This is a genomic window from Cellulomonas algicola (assembly GCF_019024305.1).
Classification (GTDB): Bacteria; Actinomycetota; Actinomycetes; order Actinomycetales; family Cellulomonadaceae; genus Cellulomonas; species Cellulomonas algicola.
In genome coordinates this window covers 404,815-428,299 of sequence record NZ_JAHKSJ010000006.1, presented here as the reverse complement: position 1 = coordinate 428,299, position 23,485 = coordinate 404,815, and the positions used below count along the sequence as shown (strand labels likewise).

23 protein-coding genes are annotated in these 23,485 nt (G+C 75.1%); 16 read left to right on the top strand and 7 right to left on the bottom strand.

What is annotated here, in order from left to right:
• Window positions 1-3: 3 nt before the first annotated feature.
• From KOV94_RS06120 to KOV94_RS06110, 3 genes are all read left to right on the top strand, one after another.
• On the top strand, window positions 4-1,752 hold the full coding sequence (locus KOV94_RS06120) for an ABC transporter permease (RefSeq protein WP_218051505.1): 1,749 nt from the start codon (window positions 4-6) through the stop codon (window positions 1,750-1,752).
• Window positions 1,749-2,879, top strand: a complete 1,131-nt coding sequence (locus KOV94_RS06115) for an ABC transporter ATP-binding protein (protein WP_372449448.1) — start codon at window positions 1,749-1,751, stop codon at window positions 2,877-2,879. The genes KOV94_RS06120 and KOV94_RS06115 overlap by 4 nt, the downstream gene beginning before the upstream one ends.
• A gap of 131 nt (window positions 2,880-3,010) precedes the next feature.
• Window positions 3,011-3,778, top strand: a complete 768-nt coding sequence (locus tag KOV94_RS06110; protein WP_124341551.1) for a hypothetical protein — start codon at window positions 3,011-3,013, stop codon at window positions 3,776-3,778.
• A 7-nt stretch (window positions 3,779-3,785) separates the two neighbouring features.
• On the opposite strand, the gene KOV94_RS06105 is transcribed toward KOV94_RS06110, so the two are convergent.
• The gene (locus KOV94_RS06105) at window positions 3,786-4,130 is read right to left on the bottom strand and encodes a hypothetical protein (RefSeq protein ID WP_124341552.1); all 345 of its coding nucleotides are present in this window, start codon (window positions 4,128-4,130) and stop codon (window positions 3,786-3,788) included.
• 46 nt (window positions 4,131-4,176) lie between these two features.
• Window positions 4,177-5,268: a GNAT family N-acetyltransferase gene (locus KOV94_RS06100; RefSeq protein ID WP_218051504.1), complete on the bottom strand. Its 1,092-nt coding sequence runs from the start codon at window positions 5,266-5,268 to the stop codon at window positions 4,177-4,179.
• A 147-nt stretch (window positions 5,269-5,415) separates the two neighbouring features.
• On the opposite strand from KOV94_RS06100, the gene KOV94_RS06095 reads away from it, so the two are divergent.
• From KOV94_RS06095 to KOV94_RS06080, 4 genes are all read left to right on the top strand, one after another.
• Window positions 5,416-6,033, top strand: a complete 618-nt coding sequence (locus KOV94_RS06095; protein WP_124341554.1) for a hypothetical protein — start codon at window positions 5,416-5,418, stop codon at window positions 6,031-6,033.
• A 152-nt stretch (window positions 6,034-6,185) separates the two neighbouring features.
• Entirely contained in the window at window positions 6,186-7,373 is a 1,188-nt protein-coding gene (locus KOV94_RS06090; RefSeq protein ID WP_124341576.1) for an Nramp family divalent metal transporter, read from the top strand.
• A gap of 523 nt (window positions 7,374-7,896) precedes the next feature.
• A complete protein-coding gene (locus tag KOV94_RS06085; protein ID WP_218051503.1) occupies window positions 7,897-9,078 on the top strand; it encodes a hypothetical protein in 1,182 nt (393 codons plus the stop codon).
• Between the two features lie 34 nt (window positions 9,079-9,112).
• Window positions 9,113-9,631, top strand: a complete 519-nt coding sequence (locus tag KOV94_RS06080) for a hypothetical protein (RefSeq protein ID WP_218051502.1) — start codon at window positions 9,113-9,115, stop codon at window positions 9,629-9,631.
• 79 nt (window positions 9,632-9,710) lie between these two features.
• Here KOV94_RS06080 and KOV94_RS06075 read toward each other — a convergent pair whose 3' ends face one another.
• The 3 genes from KOV94_RS06075 to KOV94_RS06065 all read right to left on the bottom strand — a co-directional run bounded on the left by KOV94_RS06075 (window position 9,711) and on the right by KOV94_RS06065 (window position 12,217).
• Window positions 9,711-11,156, bottom strand: a complete 1,446-nt coding sequence (locus KOV94_RS06075; RefSeq protein ID WP_218051501.1) for an RNA polymerase sigma factor — start codon at window positions 11,154-11,156, stop codon at window positions 9,711-9,713.
• Window positions 11,153-11,710: a YciI family protein gene (locus KOV94_RS06070; protein WP_218051500.1), complete on the bottom strand. Its 558-nt coding sequence runs from the start codon at window positions 11,708-11,710 to the stop codon at window positions 11,153-11,155. Before KOV94_RS06070 ends, KOV94_RS06075 begins: the two co-directional genes overlap by 4 nt.
• Before the next feature lie 144 nt (window positions 11,711-11,854).
• A complete protein-coding gene (locus KOV94_RS06065) occupies window positions 11,855-12,217 on the bottom strand; it encodes a YciI family protein (protein ID WP_225916120.1) in 363 nt (120 codons plus the stop codon).
• A gap of 168 nt (window positions 12,218-12,385) precedes the next feature.
• Between KOV94_RS06065 and KOV94_RS06060 the strand changes: the two genes are divergently transcribed.
• From KOV94_RS06060 to KOV94_RS06035, 6 genes are all read left to right on the top strand, one after another.
• Window positions 12,386-12,721 carry an ArsR/SmtB family transcription factor gene (locus KOV94_RS06060; protein ID WP_124341560.1) on the top strand — a complete coding sequence of 112 codons (336 nt, stop codon included), beginning with the start codon at window positions 12,386-12,388 and terminating at the stop codon, window positions 12,719-12,721.
• Window positions 12,718-13,101 (top strand): VOC family protein, encoded by a 384-nt coding sequence (locus KOV94_RS06055; protein WP_225916119.1) that lies wholly within the window; start codon window positions 12,718-12,720, stop codon window positions 13,099-13,101. The genes KOV94_RS06060 and KOV94_RS06055 overlap by 4 nt, the downstream gene beginning before the upstream one ends.
• A 292-nt stretch (window positions 13,102-13,393) precedes the next feature.
• Window positions 13,394-15,628 (top strand): rhamnogalacturonan lyase family protein, encoded by a 2,235-nt coding sequence (locus KOV94_RS06050; RefSeq protein ID WP_218051499.1) that lies wholly within the window; start codon window positions 13,394-13,396, stop codon window positions 15,626-15,628.
• 105 nt (window positions 15,629-15,733) lie between these two features.
• Entirely contained in the window at window positions 15,734-16,372 is a 639-nt protein-coding gene (locus KOV94_RS06045) for a TetR/AcrR family transcriptional regulator (protein WP_218051498.1), read from the top strand.
• 42 nt (window positions 16,373-16,414) lie between these two features.
• Window positions 16,415-17,296 carry an alpha/beta fold hydrolase gene (locus tag KOV94_RS06040; protein WP_218051497.1) on the top strand — a complete coding sequence of 294 codons (882 nt, stop codon included), beginning with the start codon at window positions 16,415-16,417 and terminating at the stop codon, window positions 17,294-17,296.
• A gap of 162 nt (window positions 17,297-17,458) precedes the next feature.
• Window positions 17,459-17,917, top strand: a complete 459-nt coding sequence (locus KOV94_RS06035) for a pyridoxamine 5'-phosphate oxidase family protein (RefSeq protein ID WP_218051496.1) — start codon at window positions 17,459-17,461, stop codon at window positions 17,915-17,917.
• Between the two features lie 29 nt (window positions 17,918-17,946).
• On the opposite strand, the gene KOV94_RS06030 is transcribed toward KOV94_RS06035, so the two are convergent.
• Window positions 17,947-19,443, bottom strand: coding sequence for an NAD(P)/FAD-dependent oxidoreductase (locus tag KOV94_RS06030; protein ID WP_218051495.1), 1,497 nt, complete (start codon window positions 19,441-19,443; stop codon window positions 17,947-17,949).
• 105 nt (window positions 19,444-19,548) lie between these two features.
• Here KOV94_RS06030 and KOV94_RS06025 point away from each other — a divergent pair, with 105 nt between their 5' ends.
• The 3 genes from KOV94_RS06025 (at window position 19,549) to KOV94_RS06015 (ending at window position 22,270) form a co-directional block, all read left to right on the top strand.
• Entirely contained in the window at window positions 19,549-19,707 is a 159-nt protein-coding gene (locus tag KOV94_RS06025; protein ID WP_218051494.1) for a hypothetical protein, read from the top strand.
• 151 nt (window positions 19,708-19,858) lie between these two features.
• Entirely contained in the window at window positions 19,859-20,977 is a 1,119-nt protein-coding gene (locus tag KOV94_RS06020) for a HesA/MoeB/ThiF family protein (protein ID WP_218051493.1), read from the top strand.
• Window positions 20,978-20,986: 9 nt separating this feature from the next.
• Window positions 20,987-22,270, top strand: a complete 1,284-nt coding sequence (locus tag KOV94_RS06015; RefSeq protein WP_218051492.1) for a hypothetical protein — start codon at window positions 20,987-20,989, stop codon at window positions 22,268-22,270.
• Here KOV94_RS06015 and KOV94_RS06010 read toward each other — a convergent pair.
• Window positions 22,206-23,462, bottom strand: a complete 1,257-nt coding sequence (locus KOV94_RS06010; RefSeq protein ID WP_218051491.1) for an MFS transporter — start codon at window positions 23,460-23,462, stop codon at window positions 22,206-22,208. The two genes, KOV94_RS06015 and KOV94_RS06010, sit on opposite strands and share 65 nt — an antisense overlap.
• Between the last annotated feature and the right edge of the window lie 23 nt (window positions 23,463-23,485).

The window sequence follows — 23,485 nt, the reverse complement described above, 5'->3', positions numbered from 1 at the left end:
CCGATGACGACGACGCTCGCCCGGCCCGACGCCCCCGTGGCGCCGGGCGGGCGCGCGCGCCCGTCGGCGGGGACGGTCGCGTTCTGGACCGCCGCCGTCGTGGTCCCGGTCGCGTTCCTCGGGGTGTTCTTCGCGTGGCCCGTCGTCGTGATGGTCGCGCGCGGGTTCGTCGTCGACGGCGCGCTCGACCTGTCGGGCTTCGCCGACGTGTTCTCGCGACCGCGCACGTGGCGGATCGTCGGGCTGACGCTGGCCCAGGCGTCGGTCGCGACCGTCGTGTCGGTGCTGCTCGGCGTGCCCGGCGCGTTCGTGCTGTACCGGCGGACGTTCCGCGGGCGCGCGGCCGTGCGCGCGCTGGTCACGGTGCCGTTCGTGCTGCCGACGGTCGTCGTCGGCGTGGCCTTCCGGTCGTTGCTGGTCGACGGCGGTCCGCTCGGGTTCCTGCGGCTCGACGGGACGTTCGCGGCCATCGTCGCCGCGCTCGTGTTCTTCAACTACGCAGTCGTGGTGCGGGCCGTCGGCGGGCTGTGGGAGCGGCTCGACCCGCGCGCCGAGCAGGCCGCGCGTGCGCTCGGCGCGTCGCCGTGGCGGGCCTTCCGGACGGTCGTGCTGCCCGCGCTCGCACCCGCGGTCGCGTCGGCCGCGTCGCTCGTCTTCCTGTTCTCCGCGACGGCCTTCGGCACCGTGCTCGTCCTCGGCGGGCTGCGGTTCGGGACCATCGAGACCGAGATCTGGATCCAGACGACGCAGTTCCTCGACCTGCGCGCCGCCGCGGTGCTGTCGGTCGTGCAGCTCGTGGTCGTCGCCGGGGCGCTGCTCGTCGCCGGGCGGACGCGCGCGCGTCGCGAGCGCGCCCTCGACCTCGGCGCCCCGACCGCGACCGTCCGGGCCCTGACGCTCAGGCGGCCCGCCGGGGTGCCGCGCGGCGACGGGCACGCGCTCGACCTCGCCGCCGCCGCGGTGACCGCGGTCGTCGTCGTGCTGCTCGCGCTGCCGCTCGTCAACCTCGTCCTGCGCTCGCTCCGCACCACCGACGGGTGGGGAGTCGACCACTACGTCGCGCTCGCCGCGCCCGCGGACACGCTGGGCGTCAGCCCGCTGCACGCCGCCGTGACGTCGCTGCGCGTCGCACTCGACGCGACCACGATCGCGCTGGTCGTCGGCGGCCTCGTCGCGCTCGTCGTGTCGCGGCGGCCGCGTCGTGCGGTCGGTCGCCGGGCCGTCGCCGGGCTCGACGCGGTGTTCATGCTGCCGCTCGGCGTCTCCGCCGTGACCGTCGGGTTCGGCTTCCTGCTGTCGATGCACCAGCCGTTCGGGCTCGACGTCGACCTGCGCACGTCGCCCGTGCTCGTGCCGGTCGCGCAGGCCGTCGTCGCCGTGCCGCTCGTCGTGCGGACCGTCCTGCCCGTGCTGCGCGCGATCGACCCGCGCCTGCGGGAGGCCGCCGCGACCCTCGGCGCCGCCCCCGGCCGCGTCCTCGCGACCGTGGACCTGCCCGTCGCCGCGCGCGCCCTCGGCCTCGCCGTCGGGTTCGCGTTCGCCGCGTCGCTCGGCGAGTTCGGTGCGACCTCGTTCCTCGCCCGCCCCGACCGGCCCACGCTGCCCGTCGTGATCTTCCGGCTCATCGGCCGGCCGGGCGCGGACTCCTACGGCACGGCGCTCGCCGCGTCCGTCGTGCTCGCGGTGCTCACCGCGGGCATCGTCGCCGCCTGCGAACGGCTGCGGGCCGGCAACCCCGGAGGTGACTGGTGAGCGGACTGCGCGTGCAGGACGTCGTCGTGCGGTACCCCGCCGGGCGGCGCGGCTGGACGACCGCCGTCGACGGGGTGTCCCTCGACGTCGGTGCGGGCGAGGTCGTCGCGCTGCTCGGACCGTCAGGGTGCGGCAAGTCGTCGCTGCTGCGGGCCGTCGCCGGCCTCGAGCCGCTCGCGGGCGGGTCCGTCGCGTTCGACGGGCAGCCGGTCGACGGGCTGCCCGTGCACCGGCGCGGCTTCGGCCTCATGTTCCAGGACGGCCAGCTCTTCGCGCACCGCGACGTCGCGGGCAACGTCGCGTACGGGCTCGCGGCGCGGCGCCCGGCCGGGCGTGGGTCCGGCCCCGGCAGCGACGACGGACGGACGTGGGCGGCCGGGGGACGCGCCGCGCTGGTCGACGAGCTGCTCGACCTCGTCGGCCTCGCGGGCTACGGGCCGCGACCCGTCGCCACCCTGTCGGGCGGTGAGCGGCAGCGCGTCGCGCTCGCGCGCGCTCTCGCCCCCCGGCCGCGGCTGCTGCTGCTCGACGAGCCGCTCTCCGCGCTCGACCGGTCGCTGCGCGAGCGTCTCGCGGTCGACCTGCGCGCCGCGCTCGTCGCGACCCGCACGACCGCCGTGCTCGTCACGCACGACCAGGACGAGGCGTTCGCCGTCGCCGACCGCGTCGCGGTCATGGACCGGGGTCGGATCCTGCAGGTCGGCACGCCCGCCGACCTGTGGCAGCGGCCCGCCGACCGTCGGGTCGCCGAGTTCCTCGGCTACGAGGCGTTCGTGCCGGTGAGCTCGGCGGCCGCCGCCCTGCTCGTGCGCGCGCTCGGGGAGCGCGGCGGGACCGGCCGCGCCGCGGACCGCGAAGACGTCGTCGCGCTGGCCGAAGGTGCCTTCGTCGTGGAGCGCATCCCGTCGCCCGGCGTCGTCGGCGCGATCGGGGAGGACGGGCTCAAGGGCGTGGTGCTCGCGGTGACCTCGCGGCGCGGCCGGTCGGAGGTGCGCGTCGACGTGGACGGGATCGGGCCGGTCACCGCGCTCGCCCCCGTCGGCGTGCAGCTCGACCACGGCAGCGTCGTCCCGCTCGCCGTCGACCCGGACGCCCTGGCCGTCCTGCCGCTCGACGCCACGGGCTGACGGCTCCCCGGGCGACGTCGCCCGTCTCGGGGACGGCGTGGTGAGGCGGCGGCGCGCCGGTCGCACTACCGTCGGAAGGGTCCGGCACCGGGCGGTGACGGACCCTCCGACGACGCCGAGGTGATGTCCTGATGACGCTCGACCGCCGCGAGATCGTGTCGCTCGACCTGCACGCCGACCTGCACACCGCGTGGGCGCACCTGCGTCAGCCGGAGCTCGTCCGGCAGTGGTTCGGCTGGGACTACGACGGGCTCGACGCCGAGATCCGCGACTACTTCATCGCCCAGCCGGTCGTCGGGCAGTCGTACGAGGGCGACAACCTCTCGCACACGCTCACGACGCCGAGCCACGACGTCATCGCCGTGACCGCCGCGTCCCACGACCCCGGGCACACGCACCTGACGATCACGCGCCGCAGCCACGACGGGCTCGCGACGTACGACGGCGTGTACGACCCGATCGACGAGGGCTGGATCCAGTTCGCCCACCAGCTGCAGTTCCTGCTGCGTGCCCACCCCGGCCAGGAGCGCCGCACCCTGTCGGTGTTCGGGCTCGACGCGGGCGACCGCAGCGACCGGCTGCTCGACCGCGCCGGGCTGCACGGCGTGCGCGGCATCCCGGTGGGCGGGCACGTGCAGGCGCGACGCCCCGACGGCACGCTGCTCGGCGGCACGCTCGTCTACAAGGCGGAGCACCAGTTCGGGATCCAGCTGCACGGCATCACGGAGTCGTTCCTCGTGATCGCCGAGGTGCCCGTCGCGAGCCACCCGCCGCACGGCACGGTCGGCGCGGTGCTCTCGACGTACGGCATCGACGACGCGACGTTCGCCGAGGTCGAGGAGCGCTGGTCCGGCTGGTGGGCCCGCTCGCAGCCGCACGGCACCGCCGTCGGCGCCTGAGCCGCCCTCAGTCCTGGGCCCGGCCGGGCACGGGCGCGTCAGGCCCGGGGTCCCACGGGGCCTCGTCCTCGGGCGTCCACGGAGTCACGGACGTCGTGGGGCGCTGGTGCAGCGTGTGGACGTGCTGCACGAGGCCTGCACGGGACGCGTCGACGAGGCACCGGTCGCACAGGAGGACGCGCAGCGAGCGCCGTTCGACCCCCGCGTCGAGACCGTCGTCGGGGTCGAACAGCGCCGACTGGTAGCCGCCGTGGCCGACCAGCAGGAGGCTCCCGGACGGTCCGACCGGCTCGTCGTCCTGGAACGTGAACGGCGTCCGGCACAGCAGGCAGGGCAGGGGTGGCGCGGTCATGCGCGGACGGTAGCGAGCCCCGCCCACACCGGTCGGCGAGCCCGCGTCACGCGTCCAGACGGAGCTGCCACTCGCCCGAGCCGCCGCTGGGCGCGAAGCCCAGGTCGATGTTGATGCGCAGCATGTAGGAGTTCTCCTCCGCGTTCCACGTCGCGACCCGTCGTGCGCCCGGCCGGACCTCCGCGAGCCGCTGGAGGTTCGCCGCCTTGACGAGCATCCCCAGCCGTCGACCCCGGTGCTCCTTGAGCACGAGCGTGTCCTCCTGGTGCACGAACTCCTCGTTCTCCGGCGGCAGCATGAGGACGGTGTACGCGGCGAGCGTGTGCGTCGGCACGTGCTCGGCGGCCGCGACGACCAGCTCGATGCCGCGGTCGACGAACTGCGCCTCGGTCGTGCGGATGCGTGTCGCGTCCCAGACGTCCTCCTCGAAGTCGAGGCCGCCCAGCGGGACGTCGGTGCTCATGCGCGTGTTGAGCGTCGCGTACTCGTCGACCCACTCGTCGGGGGCGGCGGACCCCCAGTGCACGATCCGGTACTCGTCGCCCGCGAACGCCTGCGCCTGCGCGCGGTGCGCGGCGAGGACGTCCGGGTCGACCGGCACCGGGAGGACGGACCGGCGTGCGACCTGCTCGAGCTGCCAGCCGCGCGACGCGACGAACCGGACGGCGGGGGCGTCGGCCGCGACGCGTCCCGTGCCCGTGCTCGGGACGAGGGTGCCGTCGCCGGCGGGCGGCTCCTGGCGGTGGTCGGTGCTCCCGGTGAGCGAGCGGCGGCCTGCGGCGCGCGCGACGTCGAGCGCGTGGTCGTGCAGCGCGGACCCGATGCCCTGGCCGCGGTGCTCGGGCAGGACGCCGATCTCGACGTACGCGGTGTGCGTGTTCTCCTGCAGCGGCAGCAGCATCGCGAGGTAGCCGAGCGGCGTCCCGTCGTCGTCGGTGACGAGGAAGCGCGGCTTGCGCACGTACGCCTGGTCGCGGAGCGCGCCGAGGACCTCCTGCGGCGTGCGGTCGTAGTCGTGGTTGCCCCACTCGTGCGCGATGACACGGTTGGCCACGTCGGTGAGCGCGAGGAGCGGTCCGGCCCCGGGCGCGTCGACGGACTCGGGCACGGGCACCTCGTGGATCGACCATGACGCCATGCCACCCAGGGTCGACCCGTCCGTCGGGCCGGGTCGAGACCTTTAACGATGCGGATCCGTCGCTCCCGACCGGCGCAGCCACCCGTCCGGCGCAGCGGTGCGCGCCGGGGCCGGGCGCCTCCCGCGGGGGCGGGGATACTGGCGGGCATGCTCTGGCTCGAGGTCGTCGGGTGGCTCGGATCGGTCCTGGTCGTCGTGTCGCTCATGCAGGCGCGCGTCCTGCGGTTCCGCGTGCTCAACCTCATCGGGGCGGTGCTCGCGACGGGCTACAACGCGATCGTCGGGATCTGGGCGTTCGCCGTGATGAACGGGGCGATCGCGATCATCGACGTCTACTGGCTGTGGCGCCTGCTGCGCGAGCGGCACGACGAGCGCGCCTACGCGGTCGTCGACGTCGGGACCGGCGACGCGTGGCTGCGGCACTTCCTCGACGTGCACGCGGAGGAGATCGGGCGCTTCCAGCCGGGCTTCGCGCTGGCCGACGACGCGTCGGCGTTCCTCGTCGCGCGCGGCGACGAGGTCGTCGGGGTGGTCGTCGTGCGGGACGTCGGCGACGGGGTCGGCGTCGTCGACCTCGACTGGGTGACCACGCGGTTCCGCGACTTCACGCCGGGCGAGTTCGTGTACCGGCGTTCCGGCGTCTTCGCCGAGCACGGCCTGCGCGAGCTGCACGTCGACCCCGGGCCTGCGATGCGCGAGTACTTCGGCAAGGTCGGCTTCCACCAGACGGCCACCGCGTGGGTGCGCGAGGTCGAGGCGGCCTGACCTCGGCCTGTCGTCCTGAGGATGCGGTCGTCCGGGTATAGAGTTTCGGCCACCCGAACTTTTCAGGAGGAGCGGTGAGCCGAGTCGACGCCGACGTCGAGCGCGCGGAGGCCGTCGGCCCCGGTGGAGGCCGCAAGCCGCGTCGCACGCCGCTGCTGCTCGGGCCCGCGTTCGTCGCCGCGATCGCCTACGTCGACCCGGGCAACGTCGCCGCCAACCTCACCGCCGGTGCGCGGTACGGGTACCTGCTGCTGTGGGTGCTCGTCGCCGCCAACGTCATGGCCGTGCTCGTGCAGTACCAGTCCGCCAAGCTCGGGCTCGTCACCGGCGACTCCCTGCCCGGCGTGCTCGGCAAGCGCATGCGACGCGGTCCGCGGCTCGCGTTCTGGGGGCAGGCCGAGCTCGTCGCCGCCGCGACCGACATCGCCGAGGTCGTCGGCGGCGCCATCGCCCTCCAGCTGCTGTTCGGGGTGCCGCTGCCGCTCGGCGGGCTCATCGTCGGCGTCGTCTCGATGGTCCTGCTCGCCACCCAGAACGTGTACGGCCAGCGTCGCTTCGAGGCCGTCGTCGTCGCGCTCCTCGCCGTCATCACCGTCGGCTTCCTCGTCGGGCTGCTGGTCAGCCCGCCCGACGCGCGCGGCGTGCTGTCCGGGCTCGTCCCGCGGTTCGACGGCACCGACTCCGTCCTGCTCGCCGCGTCCATGCTCGGCGCGACCGTCATGCCGCACGCGATCTACGTGCACTCCGCGCTCGTGCGCGACCGGCACGGGCACGCGCCCGCGGGCGAGGGGCGTGTCCGGCTGCTGCGCGCCACCCGCTGGGACGTCGGCGGTGCGCTCGTCATCGCCGGGCTGGTGAACATCGGTCTGCTGCTGCTGGCCGCGTCCGCGCTGCGCGGCGTCGACGGGACCGACACCATCGAGGGCGCGCACGCCGCGATCGTCTCCGCGCTCGGACCCGCCGTCGGGATCGCGTTCGCCGTCGGGCTGCTCGCCTCCGGGCTCGCGTCGACGTCCGTCGGGGCCTATGCCGGCGCGACGATCATGGAGGGCCTGATCCACCGCCGGATCCCGCTGCTGGTCCGCCGCGTCGTGACGCTCGTGCCCGCGATCGTGCTGCTCGCCGTCGGGGCCGACCCGACGTGGACCCTCGTCCTCAGCCAGGTCGTGCTGAGCTTCGGCATCCCGTTCGCGGTGATCCCGCTGGTCCGCCTGACCCGCGACCGCACCCTCATGGGCGCCGACCGCAACGGCCCGTGGCTGCACGCGGCCCTCGTCGTCGTGGTCGCCCTGGTCGTCGCCCTCAACCTCACCCTCCTCGCCCTCCTCCTGTTCGCCTGACCCCTCCGGGGACCCGTCGTCGCCCGCACGGGCGTCGTCCACGAGCAGATGCCCCTGCGGGCACGGACGGTTCCCGAACGGACAGCCGATCGGCGTGCCCGTCCGGCGGTGGTCGCCGCAGAGTTGTTCGGGACGACCATCGAGCGGAGGACGGATGCCGTCTCACGAGGAGCGCGACTCGTCCCCCGCCCGACGGGCCGCCCCGCGGCCCACGCCCGCACGGGCGCACCCGGACCCGCAGGCCACGGCCGTCGACGTCACCGGCCCGCCGACGTCCCGCGCGCACGTGCTCGCCCTGCAGCGAGCCGTCGGGAACAGGCACGTCGCGGACCTCATGAGCGGGCGGACCGTGCAGCGAGCCGGGCCGCTCGACGAACCGGTCGTCGACGCGGTGGAGCAGAGACTCGCGGAGGCCGTGTCAGCACAGCGCAGCGGGGACAGCACGGGCGCTCCGCGCTCCGGTCCACCGGCGCCGAGGGCAGGAACATCGGCCGGGGCGGGGCGCCCACCGGTCGTGCAGCGGATGCGGACCCTCCTGGGAGCCCTGCACACCGCGCTGTTCGGCCGGGCCGGCAACGTGGTGCGTCCGGGGCTCTTCGGTCGCGCGCGCGGCCCCGGTCCCGCGGTGAACCCGGGCCTCGTCGGTCGCTTCCTCCAGCTCCTCGTGCGCCGCGTGCGCCAGGTGCACCAGCAGGCGCTGCCCGCACCCGCTCAGGCCCCGGCCGCCCTGGCGGTCCCGGTCGCCCCGGTGCCCGGGGCGTTCGCCGCCCCGATGGTCTCCGCCGCGATCGTCGCCGCGGCCATGCGCTGGCCCACGCTCCGCCGCATCGCGACGTCGCTCGGGCTCGACCCCGCCGCGGTGGCGCCCACCGTGGCGTCCGCCCTCCCGCCGGGCCCCCCCGGCCCGAGCGCCACGGGCCCGAGCGCCACGGGCCCGGGCACGACCGGCCCGAGCACCACGGGTCCCGTCGGCCCCCAGGCCACCGGCCCGGCTCCGGTCGGCCCCGTCGGGCAGCCCGGCCCCGGCGGGCCCGGGGGGCCGCCGGCGCGGACCGACACCCTGGTGCCGGGCCTCTACCAGAGCATCGACCCGAAGGCCGGGCTGCCGGGCTGGACCTTCACCGACATCCCGGACGACCGTCCCGACGAGGTCTCGATCGAGACCCTGGTCCGGGCACCCGGCGGGCAGGCGGGCCGGATGGTGCGGACCTACCAGAAGGGGACCAGGACCCTCGTGCTGGCCGAGGCGTTCCTCCACAGGATCCCGAAGCAGGACCGGTGGCTGCCGATCAGCCCGCCCATGACGGCCCGAGGCACACCGCTCGAGACCTACCTGACCATCCGCGCCATGAAGATCCTCGAGGCGACGTACGGCGCGTCGTTCTACGGTCGGAGCCGACCCGTGCACATCAGCACGATCATCAACGAGCGCTCGATGGCCCACATCGGCGCCGCAGCGAAGAAGGGGGTCCCGCTCGACGAGGCCGCCCGCACATGCCACTCGGTGCAGTACGCCACGAACGCGATCGTGCAGAGCGGCGGCACGATCGAGTCCGTCACGTTCTCGATCGGGACGGGCAGGTGGGTCGAGGCGCGCCACATCAAGGACCAGCAGCTGCTCGCGGACTACCAGCTGGCGCCCGGAGACAAGGTGCCGTACTGGTTCGACATCGACATCGAGGTGAAGGGAGCGACGACGACGTGATGACGTCGGCGCGGACCATGGGAGGAGCACACGCATGAAGGTGCAGCGGGTCGTGGTGGTCACGGGCGGGGCCCACGCCACGAGCGTCACCGACGAGGGCGCGCACGACGTCCCGCTCCGCGAGCTGCTCCGCCTCGACGACCTCGCGGCGGACCTGGGCCGGCTGCTCGACGCGACGGGGTCGGTCACGGACGAGGAGCCGCCGCCGCCGGGCGCGGGCACGCTGGTCGTCGGCGCGATCGGCGTGCTGGACGGGCTCGCGGCCTCGGGCGCGGACATGCGGTGGGTCGTCGGCCTGCGGCTCCAGCGCCTGCGGGCGGTGCGCGACGCCGCCACGTTCGGCCTCGCGGCCGGCGTCGCCGCGGACGACCTGTGGGACTGGGTGCAGGACGGGCGGGGCGCAGCCGTGTACGGCCGGGCGGACGTCGCGCTCGCGCGGCCCGCGGTGGTCGCCACGGACCTCGCCGACGCCTTCGGGGAGTACGCCCGCATCACGATGCCGGGCGTGACGGATCTGCCCACGGCACTCGCCGAGTACCTGCGCGCTGCGTGAGCGCCGGCGGCCGGAACGGGCTCGACGCTCTCACCGCCGACCGGCACCGACGAGACGCCCGCTGCGAGGCGCCGGTCGTTCAGGTGGAGGTGACCTCGGCGAGGCGTGACTCGAGGTGGGTGCGTTCCGTCGGGCTGGTGACCAGGGTGAGGGCGTGGCGGTAGGAGGCCGCGGCCGCCGCTCGGCGGCCCGCGCGGGCCAGGAGCTCGGCCCGGACGGCCGGTACGCGGTGGAGCCGCGGGAGCGCCTCGTCGAGGCCGTCGAGCAGGCGCAGGCCGGCGTCCGGGCCGTCGGCCTCCGCGACGGCGACCGCCCGGGCGAGGCGCACGACGGGTGAGCCGGTGAGGCGTTCGAGCTCGGCGTAGCGCGCGGCGACGACGTCCCAGCGGGTCGCCTCCGACGTCGGCGCGGTGGCGTGCTCGGCGGCGACCAGCGCCTGCAGCAGGTACTCGCGGGCGAGCCGGGTCATCGGCGGGCGCGGGCCGGGCGCAGCGGTCGTGCGGCCGTCCGGGCCGTTGGTCGTCCGGCCGGTCGGGCCGTGCGCGGGCGCGACCTCGGGGGTGAGGGTCGACAGGAGCGTGAGGGCCTCGTCGATGTCGTCGTGGCGCCAGCGGCTGCGGTCCTGATCGGGGAGCAGCACGAGCGCGCCGTCCGCGTCGAGGCGGGTGTCGCGGCGGGAGTGCTGGAGCAGCAGGAGCGCGAGCAGCGCGCGGACGACCGCGCGGTCGGGGAGCAGCCCGTCGAGCACGCGGAGCTGGCGGATCGCCTCGTCGCCCAGGTCGACGCGCAGCGGGACGTCGCCCGCACCCGGCTGGTAGCCCGACGTGAAGGTCAGGTAGACGACGGTCGCGACCACGTCGAGGCGTTCGTCGAGCCGGTCGGCCGGCGGTGTCGCGAAGGGGATGCCGGAGGCGGCGAGGCGCTTCTTCGCACGGGTCAGACGTGCCGCCATCGCGGACTCCTGCACGAGCAGCAGCCGGGCGATCTCCGCGGTCGACAGCCCGACGACGAAGCGCAGCGTGAGCGCGACGCGGTCGTCGGGGGCGATCGCCGGGTGGCAGCACGCGAAGACGAGCCGGAGCTGCTCGTCGGCGACGTGCGCACCGGGGTCGACGGCAGCGGACGCGGCCGCGCGCATCTCGTCGTCGACGACCATGAGCGGCGCCTTGCGTCGCTGCACCGACTCGGTGCGCAGGCGGTCGAGCACACGTCGACGCGCCGCCGTCAGCAGCCAGGCCCCCGTGTTGGCGGGGACGCCGTCGAGGGGCCAGCGCCGGGCTGCGGACTCGAACGCGTCGGACACCGCGTCCTCCGCGAGGTCCGGCCGCGCGTACTGCCCGATGACCAGGGCGATCAGGCGTGACCAGTGCTGCTGCCACGCGGTGGCGACCGCGTCGGCCGCCTGCTGCTCGGTGCTCGCACCGGGCGCCGAGGTCGGGGCGCCCGCGAGCGCGCTCGCCCGGGTGGACGCGTCCGCTCCCGTCGGTTGCGTACGCGGACCGTCGGCCGGGTCGGGGGCGGTCATGCGGCCACCACCGGGCGCACCTCGAACGTGCCCGCGGGGAGCAGGGTGAGGACGTCGACGAGCGCGTCGAGGTCGGGCGCGTCGAGGACGTGCAGCCCGACGAGCGGTCCGTCCGGTGCGGCGGCCGTCCCGTCCGTGAGGGTCAGCCCTTCCGCGCGGGAACGGACGGTGGTCGCGACGTCGGGGGATCCGAGGGTCTCGTCGAGCACGGTCGTGACGCCGAGAACCGCGGCGAGCGCGGCGAGGTCGTCGCGCGGTGCGCGTGGGGGAGCGAGGAGCGAGGCGAGGGCGGCGGCGACCTCGTCGTCGCCGGGACCGGGTCCGTGTTCGGCGGGTGCGGGGCTCAAGCCTGCGGAGGCGGAGCCCCGACCGTCCGGATCGGAGCCACGACCGGCGGACGCGGGTGCCGGATCGGCGGAGGCCGACGCCGGACCGGCGGGCTGCGGGCCCGGGCGCGTGCCGCGCAGCCCGCCGGTCGTGAGCTCGTCGAGGAGGTCCGTCCCGCGTGCGGGCCGGGTCGACGTGCCGCCGTAGCGGAGGACGACGAACCTCATGCGGACGCCCCCCGGTCCGTCGCCGTGGTGCAGGGCGTCGCGAGACTCGGGCGGCGACGGCGGGGCTGCGTGGGCATCGGGGCCTCCTGGCGGTGCGGGGTGTCGGCGGGATGACGGGGGGGCCGTGTCCCGATCGACATCGCCTCAGAAGTCGAGGATCGCGACGGGCCGGACCTCGATCGTGTACGACGGCGGGAGCCGGCGGGCGTGGTCGACGACGGCGTCCTGCGACGCGGCCTTGACGAGGTAGAAGCCGCCGAGCTGCTCGGTGGTCTCGGCGAACGGCCCGTCGGTGGTCAGCCGGTCCTCGCCGGGTCGCAGCGTGGTGGCGGTCGCGGTCGGCCGGAGCGCGTCGCTCGAGAGGATCACGACGTCGTGCTCCGCGGCGTTCTGCTCGTAGTCGCGGTGCCGGACGAGGTAGACCTCCTGCTGCTCGGGGGTGGCGTTCGCCCACAGGTTCTCGTCCTCGTACAGCAGGACCATCCAGCGGTCGCGGTCGTCGGTCATGTCAGCTCCTCGTCGGGCGGGCGGGCCGGCGGCGTGCCGGGTGGGTGAGGTGGGTCGGCCCGGCGTCCAGGGACACCGTGCACCGGGATGACGCGCGGCGGTAGCCGGAATCGACAACCGACCTGGTACCGATTGACAGGCAAGCGCCGACTTGCCTATAACGGTCCCATGCCCGACGAGGTGTACAAGGCGCTCGCGGACCCGACGCGCCGCGTGATCCTCGACGAGCTGCAGGAACGCGACGGGCAGTCGCTGTTCGAGATCTGCTCGCGCCTCGCGATGAAGCACGGCCTGTCGTCGACCCGGCAGGCGATCTCCCAGCACCTCGACGTGCTCGAGGCCGCAGGGCTGGTCGTCGTCCGGCGCGAGGGCCGGTACAAGCTCCACCACCTCGACACGTCCCCGCTCGCCGAGATCACGCGCCGCTGGCCGGTCCGTGACGTCGGTGGCACAGGCGGGAGCGCCCCCAGCGAGACCCACACCCCCGGAGGGACCGACCGATGATCCGCCTCACCGTGACCAGCGTCTTCGTGGACGACCAGGCCAAGGCGCTCGACTTCTACACCCGCGTCCTCGGCTTCGTGCCGAAGAACGACATCCCGCTCGGCGAGGACCGGTGGCTCACCGTCGTCTCGCCCGCCGACCCCGACGGTGTCGAGCTCCTGCTGGAGCCGGACAAGCACCCCGTCGTCGGCCCGTACAAGGCCGGTCTGGTCGAGGACGGCATCCCCGCGGCGTCGTTCGGGGTCGACGACGTGCACGCCGAGTACGAGCGGCTGACCGCCGCGGGCGTGCGGTTCGTGCAGCCGCCGACGGCGATGGGGCCGGTGACGACGGCCGTGCTCGACGACACGTGCGGCAACCTCGTCCAGCTCGCGAGCTGAGCCGCGGTCAGCCAGCCCTGGCGTGCACCGGTGTCGGCCACCGCGCCCCGACGCGTCGGTGAGGCCGCCCCGACGCGTCGGGCGCGCCGTGCGGGGATGTGAGCGCGCACATCGCCCCAGGCTTTGAATCGTTCAAACCCGAAACGCTTCACCTGGTGTCCAGGCCTCCCGCGCGGGCGAGCGCTTCCCTAACGTCAGGCGACGACCCACCCCCGCCCGAGGACTGCCGGCCGCGGCGCGGGGTCCGCAGCGCGCGAGCGACGCCGCCCGCGCGCGAACCGAAGGGGAAGCCATGACAGCACGACGGGCGGCCGCGGGACTCCTCGCCGCCGCGACGATGGCGACGGGCGGTCTCGTCGCCGCCGCGGGCGCCGAGGCAGCCGTGGGCTGCCGCGTGACGTACACCGTGACGAACCAGTGGAGCACCGGCTTCGGTGCCGACGTGAAGATCGACAACCTCGGCGACGCCGTGGACGGCTGGACCCTGACGTGGGCGTTCGGCGCGGGCCAGACGGTCACGCAGGCGTGGAACGGCACCGCCACGCAGTCCGGGGCGACCGTCAGCGTCCGCGACGCCGGGTACAACGCCAGGATCGGGACCGGCGGCACCGTGTCGTTCGGCTTCAACGGCGGGTGGAACGGCTCGTCGAACCCCGCGCCGACGTCGTTCGCGCTCAACGGCACGACCTGCACGGGCGGCACCACGCCCACGACGACGCCGACGAGCACCCCGACGTCGACGCCCACGAGCACCCCGACCAGCACGCCGACCCCGACGCCGACGACGACCACCCCACCGCCGTCGGGTGCGTGGCAGGCCGAGGACCTGGACCGCGGGCTCATCAGCGTCCGCAGCGGGTCGGGGAACCTCGTCCAGTGGCGGCTGCTCGGGACCGAGTCCGCGTCGACGGGGTTCAACCTGTACCGCGGCGGGACGAAGGTGAACGCGTCGCCGCTCACGGGCGCGACGAGCTACCTCGACGCGGGTGCCGCGGCGAGCGCGACCTACACGGTCCGGGCCGTCGTGGACGGCGCCGAGCAGGCCACCTCCGAGACGTCCCTGACGTTCGCGAACGGCTACCTCGACGTCCCCATCAGCAAGCCGGGGTCCGACTACGTCGCGAACGACGGCTCGGTCGGCGACCTCGACGGTGACGGCCGGCTCGAGGTCGTCCTCAAGTGGGACCCGACCAACGCCAAGGACAACTCGCAGTCCGGCGTGACGGGCAACGTGTTCCTCGACGCGTACGAGCTCGACGGACGGCGTCTGTGGCGCATCGACCTGGGCCGCAACATCCGGGCGGGCGCGCACTACACGCAGTTCCAGGTCTACGACTACGACGGCGACGGCAAGGCCGAGGTCGCGGTCAAGACGGCCGACGGCACCCGGTCGGGCACGGGGCAGGTGATCGGCAACGCGAGCGCCGACCACCGCAACTCGTCGGGCTACGTCCTGTCCGGCCCCGAGTACTTCACCGTCTTCCAGGGCCAGACGGGCGCGATCGCCGCCACGACCGACTACGTGCCGCCGCGCGGGACGGTGTCGAGCTGGGGCGACTCGTACGGCAACCGCGTCGACCGGTTCCTCGCCGGCACCGCGTACCTCGACGGCGTCCGGCCGTCGATCATCATGGCGCGCGGCTACTACACGCGGGCCGTCGTCGTCGCCTGGGACTACCGCGACGGCAAGCTCACGCGGCGGTGGACGTTCGACTCGAACGCGTCGGGCAACAGCGCGTACGCCGGGCAGGGCAACCACTCGCTGTCCGTCGCTGACGTCGACGGGGACGGCCGGCAGGAGGTCCTGTACGGCGCGGCGGCCATCGACGACAACGGCACGGGCCTGTGGACCAACCGCACGGGTCACGGCGACGCCGGGCACGTCGGCGACCTCATCCCGAGCCGGCCCGGACTCGAGTACTACAAGGTCACCGAGTCGACGAACCAGCCCGACTCCTGGATGGCGGACGCCCGCACGGGCCAGATCCTCTGGAGCACACCGTCGGGCTCGGACAACGGGCGCGGGGTCTCGGGCGACATCTGGTCCGGCTCGGCGGGTGCCGAGTCCTGGTCGTCGTCCGACTCGCAGCTGCGCAACACGTCCGGCACTGGCGTCGCGCGCAAGCCGTCGTCGGCGAACTTCCTGGCCTGGTGGGACGGCGACACGACGCGTGAGCTGCTCGACCAGACGCGCATCGACAAGTACGGCACGGGCGGCGACACGCGTCTGCTGACGGGGTCGGGCGTGCACAGCAACAACGGCACGAAGGCGACGCCGACGCTGTCGGGCGACATCCTCGGCGACTGGCGCGAGGAGGTGATCTGGCCGACGTCGGACGACAGCGCGCTGCGGATCTACGCGACGCCGATCCCGACGGACACGCGGCTGTGGACGCTGCTGCACGACCAGCAGTACCGCGTGGCGATCGCGTGGCAGAACACCGCGTACAACCAGCCGCCGCACCCCGGGTTCGCGCTGGGGGCGCCGTTCACGCTGCCCGCGAAGCCGAACGTGTACCTGCGCTGACGCCGGACGACGACGGCCCGCCCGGGATCCCACCGGGCGGGCCGTCGCACGCACAGGCTCGCGGAGGTCTTCCTGCGGGCCGCACGATCGTGCTAGAACTGCCGCATGGGCAAGGGTGACGCGACGCGGCAGGCGGTGGTCGACCGGGCGGTCGAGATCGCCGGGCGCCTCGGCATCGCCGGGCTGACGATCGGCTCGCTCGCGACGGCGACCGAGATGTCGAAGAGCGGGCTCTTCGCGCACTTCCGCTCCAAGGAGGCGCTGCAGCTCGCGGTGCTGGCCCGGGCGCGGGAGAGCTTCGTCGACGAGGTGGTCCGGCCCGCGCTCGCGACGACGCGCGGCGTGCCGCGGGTGCGCGCGCTGTTCGAGCACTGGCTCGCGACGTCGCAGGCCAGCGCGGCAGGATGCCTCTTCGTGTCCGCCGCCCCCGAGTTCGACGACGACCCCGGGCCGGTGCGCGACCAGCTCGTGCGCGACCACCGCGACCTCGTCGACTCGATCACCCAGATGTACCGCGCGGGCGTCCAGGAGGGGCAGTTCCGCGACGACCTGTCGCCCGAGCAGTTCGCGCACGACCTCTACGGCGTGATGCTCGGGCACTTCCACGCGCACCGTCTGCTGCGGGACCCCGCGGCCGAGCGCCGGGCGCGCGACGCCTTCGAGCGGCTGCTCGCGGGCATCCGCACGTCGCAGGCCGACGACGACCTCGCCACCGCCGGCTCCGCAGCAACGCACGGCCGCTGACCGCGGCCAGTTCGTCCGACCGTCCGACGTCAGGAGCTCGCCATGACTGTGACATCAGCGCAGAAAAGCACGACCGTTCGTTCACATGTACGTCCCCCGCGCGGTCTGCGCACCGCGTTCAGCCTCGCGGACCGCGTCGCCCCGGCGCTCGTCGCACGAGCCGCCTTCTTCCTCTGGTGCCGCCCGACCGGCACGCGTCGCACGACGACGATCCCCGGCGGTACGCGCTGGACGCTCCCGCTCGGCCGGGGGCACGTCGTCGGGCAGACGTGGGGGAGCGGGCCGCGCGTCTACCTCGTGCACGGCTGGGGCGGGCACCGCGGGCAGCTCGCCGCGTTCGTCGAGCCGCTCGTCGCCGCCGGTCACGAGGTCGTCGCGTTCGACGCGCTCAGCCACGGCGAGTCCGGACCCGGCGCGTTCGGACCCCGGCAGGCGACCATGCCCGAGATGGCCGAGACCCTCGCCGCCGTGGTCGCCGCCCGCGGCCACGCGCACGCGATCGTCACGCACTCCTTCGGCGGCAGCACCACGACGCTCGCGCTCCTGGACGGGCTCACCGCCGACCGCGTCGCGCTCGTCGCCCCCATGGCCGACCCCCTGCCGTACACGCGCGACTTCGCCGAGGTGCTCGGGTTCGGCGAGTCGACCCGACAGCGGTTCCTCGCGCTCATGGAGCGACGGGCCGGGCGCCCGCTCACCGACTTCGACGTCGCGCGCGGCGTCGAGCAGCTCGACGGGCCGCTGCCCGCGGCGCTCGTCGTCCACGACACGCAGGACAAGGAGGCGCACCACGCCGACGGCGAGCGCCTCGCGCGCTCGTGGCCCGGCGCGCGCCTCGTCACGACCACGGGTCTCGGCCACCGCCGCATCCTCCGCGACCCGGACGTCGTCGCCGAGGTCGTCAAGCACGTCACCGCCGCCTGAGCGCTGTCCCGACGGGGCGAGGCGGGCACGGGAAGCGGCCCGGCGTGTGGTCGCACGTCGGCGGCAGCCAGTCGTCGGCGCGCCGGGCGCCGGCGTCGGGGTCTGCCAGACTCGGGCCGTCGGGCGGGCTGCTCACGCCGTCCCACGTCGACGAGGAGTGCGATGACCGAGACGCCCGCCGCCCGGACCGCCGAGCAGCGCGTGGCCGACACGCTCGACCGGCTCCGCACCGACGTCGACCTCTGGGTCGCGACCGCCGACGCCGCGGGCGAGCCGTACCTCGTGCCGCTGTCCTTCCTCTGGGACGGGGAGACGGTCCTCGTCTCGACCACCGCTGCCTCCCCGACCGCGCGAAACCTGGTGGCGAGCGGCCGGGCCCGCCTCGCGCTCGGCGCGACGCGCGACGTCGTGCTCGTCGACGCGGACGTCGAGGCGTCGGACACGGTGCCGGACGACGTCGCCGACGCGTTCGCCGCGGCCACGGGCTTCGACCCGCGCGCCGAGCCCCAGGAGTACACGTGGTTCCGCGCCCGCCCGCGGACCGTCCAGGCGTGGCGCGAGGCGAACGAGCTCGCGGGCCGCACGATCCTCCGGGACCGCGCGTGGGTCACCCGTCCCTGACCGACGGTCAGGGAGCAGGCGACGCGTCGTCAGGCCGGGTCGGGCGCGGTGGCCGGGGCGGGCACGAGGATCTGCGGGCGGGGCACCGGGGGGCCGTAGCCGCGCGCGCGGGCGCGCACGACGCCCGCCACGACCGCGGGGTGCAGCAGTGCGAGCGGTGACCCGACGAGGTGGTAGAGCCGCCCGAGGACGAGCTGCGCGCGGGTGTGGCCGTGCGCTCCGATGAGGTTGACCTCGCCGATCCACCAGCCCATGGCCCGGTCGACGGGTGAGGGGCGCCGAGCCGACGGCACGAAGGCGCGGTCGACGCCGGTCGCGATGCCCCAGGGGAGGTCGGCGAGGCGCCGGAACCGGCGCACGAGCGCGTGCGCGCCGCCGGGACGGCCGAGCGCCCCGCGTCGGTCCGCGGCCCGCAGCGCGAGCGCCTCGAGCGCGGCGACGGTCACCCCCTGGCCGTAGATCGGGTTGAAGGCGCACAGCGCGTCACCGATCGGGAGCAGCGCGTCGGGCCAGTCGGGCAGCAGGTCGTAACGGTGCCGCTGGTTGCCGGTCTGCCGGTGGACGGCGACCTCGCTCGCGGTGCGGCCGGCGTCGACGAGCTCGGCGAGCGCGGGGTCGGGCAGCTCGTCGAGGAACGCGCGCAGCGCGTCGGCGTCGCGCGGGGGGCGCTGGTCGCCCGCGCCGACGGCCCCGACGATCCAGCGGCCGTCCTCGACGGGCAGCGCGATGCCGCCGGGTGAGCCCGGTTGCGCCTGCACGACGATCCCCGGCACGTCGACGCGGTCGTGCGGCAGGTCGACGAGCCACGAGGCGTACCCGACCCGGGCGTCGATCGTGTCCGTGCGGGCGGGGCTCACCCCGAGGTGCTCGAGCCAGCCGGGCAGGCGTGACGACCGGCCGGTCGCGTCGACCACGAGGTCCGCCGGGACCGGGTCGCCGTCGGCGACCTCGACGGCCCACGGGTGGGAGTCCGGGCCGCCGACCGGCGCGTGGGCGACGCCGTCGACGCGCACGCCCGTCCGCAGGTCGACCCCGGGCAGGGCGAGGACGCGTCGCCGCACGACGTGCTCGAACACCGGGCGGCTCACGGACAGGATCACGAGCTGACGCACGCGAGGGGTCCACCCGGACGCCGCGAGCCACGCGAGGTCGCCGGTGTCGAAGGGCACGGCGCCGGCCGCGAGAAGGTCCGCGCGGGTGCCGGGCAGCAGCTCCTCGACGGCCTCGAGCCCGCGGTGCAGGTAGACGTGCGGCTGCGGGCTCTGCGGGACGCCACGACGCGGCCGCGGTGCGGCGGGCAGGTCGTCGCGCTCGAGCAGCAGGACGGTCCGACCGGGCCGGGCGAGCGCGGCGGCGGCGAGGAGGCCTGCGACTCCCGCGCCGAGGACGACGACGTGGCGCGCGCGTCGGGGCGCCGGGGACGACGTGCTGCGGTCCGGCGACCGGGTCGCCGGACGGGTTGCCGGCGGGGGCGTCGGGCGGTCCGGTCCGGTCGTCGGCCGGGCCGCGGGTGGGCGTCGTCGCACGTGTCCAGGGTCCCCGTGTCCGCGCGGCCTGACCAGGGCCGTCCCGCTGCGTGGTCCGGGTGAGCACCGGGTGAGAAACGTACTCGCGAGTATCAAATGTCGGGGGTGCCCCTCCTGGTCGGGTGTTGCTGCCCGGTACGGCAGCGCACCGGACCACAGCAGGGGGGTGAACAGCAGATGACCATCGAGATCATGGAGGTCGAGGAGATCACCGCGACGCGGATCCACCTCGACCCGGACGCCTACGTCTACGGCGCGGCCTGACGACGTACCGAGGCCGGCCCGGCCACAACCGCCGGGCCGGCCTCCGCGCGTCAGGGCCCCTGCGCCGGACGCGCCCTCGCCCCGCCGCCTGCCCGACGGGCGGCGCCCACTGGCAGCGACGCCGCCGCCCCCGGACCCGAACGAGGACGTCATGGTTCCCCGACTCAAGTCGCTCACGTGCCTCGCCCACGACGGCGAGCTGATCGTCAGCCTCGACCCGAAGACCCGCGTGCGGGTCGCCGACCCGGACGGCCGGGTCCTCGCGCTCCTGCGGCTGCTGCTCGACGGGACACGCGACGTCCCCGCCCTCGCGGCGGCGCTGCGGGCGCAGGGCTTCGCCGCCTCCGACGACGACGTCACGACCGTCGTCCGGCAGCTCGACGGCCTCGGCTGGCTCGAGGACGCGGCCGCCCCCGAGACGTTCGACGCCCACGACCGCGAGCGCTACGCGAGCAACCTGTTCTGGTTCGACGCGTTCACGACGCTCGACGTCCCGCGTGAGGAGCCGCAGCGCCGCCTGCGCGCCGCGCACGTGCTCGTCCTGGGCGCGGGCGGCCTGGGGTCGGCGGCGCTCATGAGCCTCGCGGGGCTGGGCGTCGGCACACTCACGGTCGTCGACCAGGACCGGGTCGAGCTGCGCAACTTCGCGCGCCAGTTCACCTACACCGAGGCGGAGGTCGGGCAGCCGAAGGCGGAGCGGGTCGCGGACTGGCTGCGCGCGTTCGACCCGGCGCTGCACGTCACGGCCGAGCGGCGGCGCGTCGACTCCGAGGAGGACGTCGCGGACCTGCTGCGCCGGTTCCGTCCCGACCTCGTGGTGCACGCGATCGACGACCCCGCCGAGATCGACCGCTGGGTCAACGGTGCGTGCGTCGCCGCGGGCGTGCCGCTCGTGCGCGGCGGGCTCGCCTACACGCAGGGGCTCTACTGGTCGGTCGACCCGGGTGTCAGCGCCTGCCAGGAGTGCCTCGTGCGGCACCGCGAGCGCCTCGCGGAGGGCGTCGACCGGGTCGCGCTGGAGTGGCCGCTCGTGCTGCGCCAGGAGCACCGCAACCGCGGGATCGGGCCCGTCGCGCAGGTGCTCGGCGGGCTCGTCGCGATGGAGGCGATGCGCTACCTCACCGGCCTGACGCCGCCCGCGGCGGCCGGTCGCTACCAGCTCCTCGACCTCGGCGGCGACGGCGCGACCCGCACCGACCCGTGGCCGGCCGACCCCGACTGCCCGGTCTGCGCGACGGCTCCCGCCCGCGCTGCTCGCGCCGCGGCCTGAGGTCCGACGATGACGACGACGCTCGACGCCGACCTCGTCACCCCGTCGTCCGTCCTGCGGCTCCACGACCTCACGACGACCCCGCAGGGCGACCGCGTCGTCGTCGGGCATCCGGCGACGGGCCGGTTCGTGGCGCTGCCGGCGGTCGGCGCGCAGGCGCTGGCCCTGCTCGCGCAGGGGCGGACGGTCGCCGACGTCGAGCGTGCGGTGACCCCGCCCGACGCACCCGAGCCCGTCGACGTCCTGTCGTTCGCGCGCTCGCTCGTCCGGCTCGGCTTCGTCGCGGCGGTCGACGAGTCTGCCGTCGCGGCACCGGCACCGCAGGACGTCGGCCCCGCCGGCACGGGCTGGGCCGTCGCCCCGCGGATCCGTCTCCCCTGGTTGTTCGGTCGCACGGCGGGCGTGCTCGCCCTGCTCGCCACCCTCACGTCGATCGTCCTCGTCGCCGCCGTCCCGCGCGTGCGCCCCGACGCGCTCGACCTGTTCTTCCTGGCGAGCCCCGCGCAGAGCATCGCCGCGGTCGTCGTCGTGACGTACGTGCTGGCGGGCGTGCACGAGCTCGCGCACGTCCTCGCGGCGGCCGCGCTCGGCGTCCCGGCGCGGCTGCGGGTGACCCGCCGGACGTACTTCCTCACGTTCGAGACCAACCTGACGGGCCTGTGGGCGCTGCCGCCGCGTCGCCGCGTCGGGCCGCTGCTGGCCGGGATGGGCTTCGACGCGTTCGTGCTGGGCGCGGCGCTGGCGCTGCGCACCGCGGGCGTCGGCCCGGACGCGTTCCTCGCGGCGGTCGTGATGATCGAGCTCACGGCGATCGTGGTGCAGCTCTTCGTGTTCCTGCGGTCCGACGTCTACGCCGTGATGACGGCCCTGCTGGGCTGCACGTCGCTCGACCGCACGACGCGCCTGCTGCTGCGGAGGTCGGTCCGTCGGCTGACCCCGGAGCAGGCGGCGGCGCTCGCGGCCGCACCCGCACGGGACCTGGCGGTGGCGCGCTGGTACCGGTGGGTGCACGTGACGGGGTACGCGCTCGCCGCGGCGTTCTTCGTCGCGGTGTTCCTGCCGTCGACGTGGTTCATGCTGCGCTGGGTCGTCGAGTCGGTGCTGGTGCACGGGCCGTCGACGTGGGCGTTCTGGGAGGCGCTGCTGCTGGGCGTCGTCGTCCTGTCGCCGCGGGCCGTCACGGGCGTGGTCGCGCTGCGCGACCTGCGGGCACGTCGTGCGCGGGCCGTCACTCCGGCTCGGGTGCGTCCTGCTCGTCGGCGTGCGCGACGTGCCGCAGCTGCGACCAGATGAGGACGACGAACACGGCCGACCCGACGAACGCGAACCAGAACGGCGCCGTCACGCCGTAGTGCTGCGCGAGGACACCGCCGATCCCGGCGCCGACGACGAGCCCGCCGAAGACGCCGACCAGGTTGACGCTGCCGACCCGCCCCTGCAGGACGGTCGGGACGGCGCGCTGCCGGATGGTCACGGACGTGGTGCCCCAGACGAACGCGTGCGCGCCGAACACGAAGAACACGCCCATCGCGAACCAGGCCGTGGTGGTGAGCGCGAGCGCGAGGTGCGTGAGCGTCTCGATGACGAGGCCGATCCGCATGAGGTTCGCGAGGCTGATCCGGCGGGTGAGCCACCCGTAGCCGAACGTCCCGACGAGCCCGCCGACGGCCTGCACGGTCGTGACGAGCCCGAAGCCGACGGCGCCGAGGCCGAGCCGCTGCTGCGCGTACAGGACGAGCACGGACCACGCGGCCCCGAAGGTCACGTTGAAGATGAAGATCGTCAGGACGAGCGTGCGGACGGCCGCGTGGTGCCGGACCCAGCGGACACCCTCGGCGATGTCGTGGCGGATGTGCGTCGCGACCCGCTCGGTGTGGACGGGCGGCAGCGTCAGGCGGGAGATCATGACGGCGCCGGCGGCGACGAGCAGGGCGTCGGCGAAGAACGGCGTCGCCTGCCCGGCCGCGAACAGCGCCGCGCCGATCGGCGGGCCGACGAGCTGGTTGACGGTGACGAACCCGGCCTGGATGCGGGAGTTCGCGACGGCGAGGTCGTCGCGGTGCACGAGCATCGGCACGAGGGTCGAGGACGCGTTGTCGGCGAACGTCTCGGCGGTGCCGAGCAGGAACATCGCGACGAGGACGAGCGCGATCGGGGCGGCGTCGACGAGGACGGCGGTCGCGAGGAGCGCGAGGACGACGGCCCGGACGGTGTCGACGGCGATGACGAGCCGACGGCGGTCGAGCCGGTCGGTCAGCGCCCCGGCCCAGAGCCCGAACAGCAGGGGCGGCAGCCACTGGAGGAGCGCGGCGCTCGCGACGAGGAACGCGTCGTCGGTCCGCGACGCGACCAGCAGGGGTCCGGCGGCGAGGACGATGCCGTCGCCGAGGTTCGTCGTCCACGACGAGGCGAGCAGCCACCGGAACCCGGTGCCGAGCCTGTGCGGGACGACGGACTCGACGATCCGCGACGACACGCCGAGCACGGTAGCCCGGCGTGCCGTCCCGC